We start from the raw sequence: 5028 nt of genomic DNA on the forward strand, positions 1-5028 counted from the left end.
CGACTCCATCGGCCTGGGTGAGGACGGCCCGACCCACCAGCCGGTCGAGCACCTCGCCGCGCTGCGCGCGATCCCCGGCCTCGACGTCGTGCGGCCCGCCGACGCCGCCGAGGTCGCCGTCGCCTGGCGCACCATCCTGGAGCGCACCGACCGCCCGGCCGGACTCATCCTCACCCGGCAGAACGTCCCCAACCCCGCGCGGGGTGAGGGGGCGGCCGAGGGTGACGTCCTGGCCAGCGCCGAGGGCGTCGCGCGCGGCGGCTACGTGCTCGCCGAGGCCGCCGGCGGCAGCCCGGACGTCATCCTCATCGCCACCGGCTCCGAGGTGCACATCGCGCTCGAGGCGCGCGAGACGCTGCAGGCGCAGGGCGTGGCCACCCGGGTGGTGTCGATGCCGTGCCGCGAGTGGTTCGCCGAGCAGGACGACACCTACCAGGAGTCGGTGCTGCCCTCCTCCGTCAAGGCGCGCGTCTCCGTCGAGGCCGCCGTCGCCCAGGGCTGGCACGAGATCGTCGGCGACGCCGGCCGTTCCGTGAGCCTGGAGCACTACGGCGCCTCCGCCGCCTACCAGCGCCTCTACGAGGAGTTCGGCATCACCGCGGAGGCCACCGTCGCCAAGGCGCGTGAGTCCCTCGCCGCCGCCGGCCACGCCGCCCCCGGGGCGGAGCAGGAGCCGGCCAAGGGCGGGACGGGAGACCTGCCCAAGTAGCACACTGGGGCCCGGCGGCGCTGCCGCCGGGCCCCACCTGTCTCTGGAGGAGCACATGACGAACCACCTGTCCGAGCTCAGCCGCCTCGGTGTCTCGGTCTGGCTCGACGACCTGTCCCGCGAGCGGCTCGAGGGCGGGGGCGCCCAGTCCCTCGCCTCCCTCATCGCCCAGGACCACGTCGTCGGGGTGACGACGAACCCGTCGATCTTCGCCGCGGCGCTGTCCGAGGGGACCCGGTACGACGCCGACCTCGCCGCGCTGGCGGCCGACGGGGCCGACGTGGCGACGGCGATCACCTCGCTCACCACGGCGGACGTGCGCGCCGCCTGCGACCGCTTCACGGAGATCCACGCCCGCACCGACGGGGTGGACGGCCGCGTGTCCATCGAGGTCGACCCGTACCTGGCGCACGACACCGACGGCACCCTGGCCCAGGCCCGTGAGCTGTGGCAGCTCGTCGACCGGCCCAACCTCCTGGTGAAGATCCCGGCCACGCCCGAGGGGCTGCCGGCGATCACCGCGGCGATCGCGGAGGGCATCAGCGTCAACGTCACGCTCATCTTCTCCCTCGACCGCTACCGCGCCGTGGCCGCGGCCTACCTCGACGGCCTCGAGCGTGCCCACGCCGCCGGGCTGGACCTGTCCACGATCCACTCGGTCGCCTCGTTCTTCGTCTCCCGGATCGACACCGCGGTGGACGCCGAGCTCGACGCGCTGGGCACCGAGGAGGCGCGCGCGCTGCGCGGCCAGGTGGCCGTCGCCAACGCCCGGCTCGCCTACGAGGCCTACGAGGAGATCGTCGGCACCGAGCGGTGGGCGGCGCTGGCGGCGGCCGGGGCCCGCCCGCAACGGCTGCTCTGGGCCTCCACCGGGGTGAAGGACCGCGCCTACCGGGACACCAAGTACGTCGAGGAGCTCGTCGTGCCCGGGGTCGTCAACACCATGCCGGAGGCCACCCTCCGCGCCGTCGCCGACCACGCCGAGCTGCGCGGCGACACGGTGCGTGACGGGTACGACGCCGCCCGGGAGGTGCTCGCCGCGCTCGAGCGGCTCGGGATCTCCTACCCCGACATCATGGACCGGCTCGAGGCCGAGGGCGTGCAGAAGTTCCAGCAGAGCTGGGACGAGCTCACCGAGCGCGTCTCCGCCGGGCTGAAGGTACCGGGGCGGCTGTGAGCCCGGTGAGCGCGGTCGTCACCTGGGCCGGGGACGAGGGCACCGCCGTCGTCGAGGTCAGCGCCACGGGCGCCGCCGCGGCGGCGGTCCACGCCGCCGTGCCCGCGCTGCTCGGCGACCGGGTCGCGTCCCGGCTCAGCGCCCAGGACCCCACCCTGTGGGGCGACCACCGCGCTCCGCACGTGTCGGACCGGCTCGGCTGGACCGACCTGCACCGCACCTCCCGGGAGCTCGTCGCGCAGGTGGTCGCCCTGCGCGACGAGCTCCGCGCCGACGGCCTGGACCGTGTCGTGCTCGCCGGCATGGGCGGCTCGTCGCTGGCCGCCGAGGTCATCGCCGGCACCTTCGGGGCCACGCTCACGGTCCTCGACTCCACCGCCCCCACCCAGGTGGCCCGGGCGCTGGAGGGCGACCTGCGCCGCACCGTCCTGGTCGTCGCCTCCCGGTCCGGGACGACGGTGGAGACGGACTCCCACCACCGGGCGTTCGTCACCGCCTTCCGCGCCGCCGACCTCGACCCCGCGCGGCACATCGTCGTCGTCACCAAACCCGGCTCCCCGCTGGAGGAGCACGCCCGGGCCCAGGGCTACCGGGCCGTCTTCACCGCCGACCCGCGGATGGGGGGCCGCTTCTCCGCCCTGTCCGCCTACGGGCTGGTCCCCAGTGGCCTGGCCGGCGTCGACGTCGGGCGGCTGCTGGACGAGGCCGCCGACGTCGCCACCTTCTTCGCCGAGGACGCCGAGGCCAACCCGGCGCTCGTCCTGGGTGCCGCACTCGCCGGCACCCGGCCGCTGCGTGAGGCCGTCCTGCTCGTCGACGCCGGCAGCGGCCTGTACCGCTTCGCCGACTGGGCGGAGCAGCTCGTCGCCGAGTCGCTGGGCAAGGAGGGCCGCGGGCTCGTCCCGGTGGTCGTCGGCGAGCGCGCACCCGAGCTGGCCGCGCCCCGGCCCGACACGCTGCCGGTGCTCCTGTGCCCGCTCACCGACGAGGACGTCACCGCCGAGGTCGACGAGGTGGCCGACACCTCCGACCCCACCTCGCGGGTCGCGGTGAGCGGAGAGTTCACCACCCAGGAGGCCACGCAGGCCACCGAGGTCACCGTCGCCGGCTCGCTCGGCGGGATGTTCCTCCTGTGGCAGCACGCCGTGGCCGTCGCCGGGCGGATCCTCGGGGTCAACCCCTTCGACCAGCCCGACGTCGAGGCGACCAAGGCGGCCACCCGGGAGTTCCTCGGGGGCATGCCGTCGCTGGAGCCGCCCGCCTTCACCGACTCCGGTGTCGAGGTCCGCGCCCCGCGGGCGCTGCTCGCCGGCGTCGACACCGTGCCCGACGCCGTCGACGCCCTGCTCCGGCACCTCGACCCGGAGCACGGCTACCTCGCCGTGCTCGCCTACCTCGACCGCGAGGGCCGGGCCGCCGAGCTGCTCCGCGGTGTGCGCGACGGGCTCGCCCGCCGCACGGGCCGCCCGGTCACCTTCGGCTGGGGGCCGCGCTACCTCCACTCCACCGGCCAACTCCACAAGGGCGGCCCGCCGCACGGGGTGTTCCTCATGCTCACCGGCGGACCGACCGCGCACGTGTCCATCCCGGGCCGGGACTTCGACTTCGCCGAGCTCGTCGCCGCCCAGGCGGACGCCGATGCACGGGTGCTCACGCGGCTCGGGAGACCGGTGCTGCGTCTCCACGTGGACACCCCCGACGCCCTCGCGTGGTTGACCGGTAGCCTGGCGCGCCGAAGCACCTGACACGGCCGTGAGGAGACCATGAGTACCGCACCCCCACCGCCGGCCAACCCGCTGCGTGAACCGAGGGACCGCCGGCTGCCGCGCATCGCCGGCCCGGCGGGCCTGGTGATCTTCGGCGTCACCGGAGACCTCGCCCGACGCAAGCTGCTGCCGGCGATCTACGACCTCGCCAACCGCGGGCTGCTGCCGCCGTCCTTCGCACTCACCGGCTTCGCGCGACGGGACTGGTCCACCGCCGACTTCGCCAAGATCGTCCACGACGCCGTCCGGGAGCACGCCCGCACCGAGTTCTCCGAGCGGACCTGGGAGCAGCTCGCCTCCGGGTTCCGCTTCGTCCAGGGCGAGTTCGACGACGACGCGGCCTTCGACGAGCTCGCCCGCACCGTCGCCGCGCTGGACACCGAGCGGGGCACCGGCGGCAACCACGCCTTCTACCTGTCGGTGCCGCCCCGGTCCTTCCCGCTCGTCCTCGACCAGCTCAAGCGCTCCGGCCTGTCCGAGCCCGCCCCGGACACGTGGCGGCGGGTGGTCATCGAGAAGCCCTTCGGGCACAACCTCGAGTCGGCCCGGGAGCTGGACGCCGTCGTCTCCCAGGTCTTCCCGGAGGACTCGGTCTTCCGCATCGACCACTACCTGGGCAAGGAGACGGTCCAGAACATCCTGGCGATGCGCTTCGCCAACCAGCTCTTCGAGCCGGTGTGGAACAACCACTACGTCGACCACGTCCAGATCACCATGGCCGAGGACATCGGCATCGGGAGCCGGGCCGGGTACTACGACGGGATCGGCGCGGCACGGGACGTCATCCAGAACCACCTCCTCCAGCTCCTTGCGCTGACCGCGATGGAGGAGCCCTTCTCCTTCGACGCCGCCTCCCTGCGACGGGAGAAGGAGAAGGTGCTCTCGGCGGTGCGGCTCGGGGACGACCTCGCCACGACGACGGCACGCGGCCAGTACGCGGCCGGGTGGCAGGGCGGTGAGCACGTGCGCGGCTACCTCGAGGAGGACGGCATCGCGCCCGGCTCCACCACCGAGACCTACGCCGCCCTGCGGCTCGAGGTCGAGTCCCGCCGCTGGGCGGGCGTGCCGTTCTACCTGCGCACCGGCAAACGGCTCGGCCGCCGGGTCACCGAGATCGCCGTGCTGTTCAAGCGGGCCCCGCACCTGCCCTTCGACCTCGGGGACTCCGGGGAGCTGGGCCAGAACGCCATCGTCTTCCGGGTCCAGCCGGACGAAGGGGTGACCATCCGCTTCGGCGCGAAGGTCCCCGGGACGGCGATGGAGGTCCGCGACGTCACGATGGACTTCGGCTACGGCAACGCCTTCACCGAGAACTCGCCGGAGGCCTACGAGCGGCTCATCCTCGACGTCCTCCTCGGCGACCCGCCGCTGTTCCC

4 protein-coding genes are annotated in these 5028 nt (G+C 74.2%); all 4 read left to right on the forward strand.

Annotation, left to right across the window (positions count from 1 at the left end):
* The coding region (locus Q0195_RS10655; RefSeq protein ID WP_299278156.1) for a transketolase C-terminal domain-containing protein at positions 1 to 709 on the forward strand (709 nt) is incomplete at its 5' end.
* A 55-nt stretch (positions 710 to 764) separates the two neighbouring features.
* Positions 765 to 1886: a transaldolase gene (gene tal / locus Q0195_RS10660; RefSeq protein ID WP_299278159.1), complete on the forward strand. Its 1122-nt coding sequence runs from the start codon at positions 765 to 767 to the stop codon at positions 1884 to 1886.
* The gene (locus Q0195_RS10665) at positions 1883 to 3631 is read left to right on the forward strand and encodes a glucose-6-phosphate isomerase (RefSeq protein ID WP_299278162.1); all 1749 of its coding nucleotides are present in this window, start codon (positions 1883 to 1885) and stop codon (positions 3629 to 3631) included. The genes tal and Q0195_RS10665 overlap by 4 nt, the downstream gene beginning before the upstream one ends.
* Positions 3632 to 3649: 18 nt before the next feature.
* Positions 3650 to 5028, forward strand: a 1379-nt coding sequence (zwf, locus tag Q0195_RS10670; RefSeq protein WP_299278165.1) for a glucose-6-phosphate dehydrogenase, incomplete at its 3' end; no start/stop codon positions are given.

Origin of the sequence: uncultured Georgenia sp., assembly GCF_937958535.1 — a bacterium.
In the GTDB taxonomy this organism is placed as follows: domain Bacteria; phylum Actinomycetota; class Actinomycetes; order Actinomycetales; family Actinomycetaceae; genus Oceanitalea.

What these genes read in the sequence shown, in the direction of transcription:
- tal (WP_299278159.1), top strand. Translation starts at nt 765, where the DNA reads ATGACGAACCACCTGTCCGAGCTCAGCCGCCTCGGTGTCTCGGTCTGG.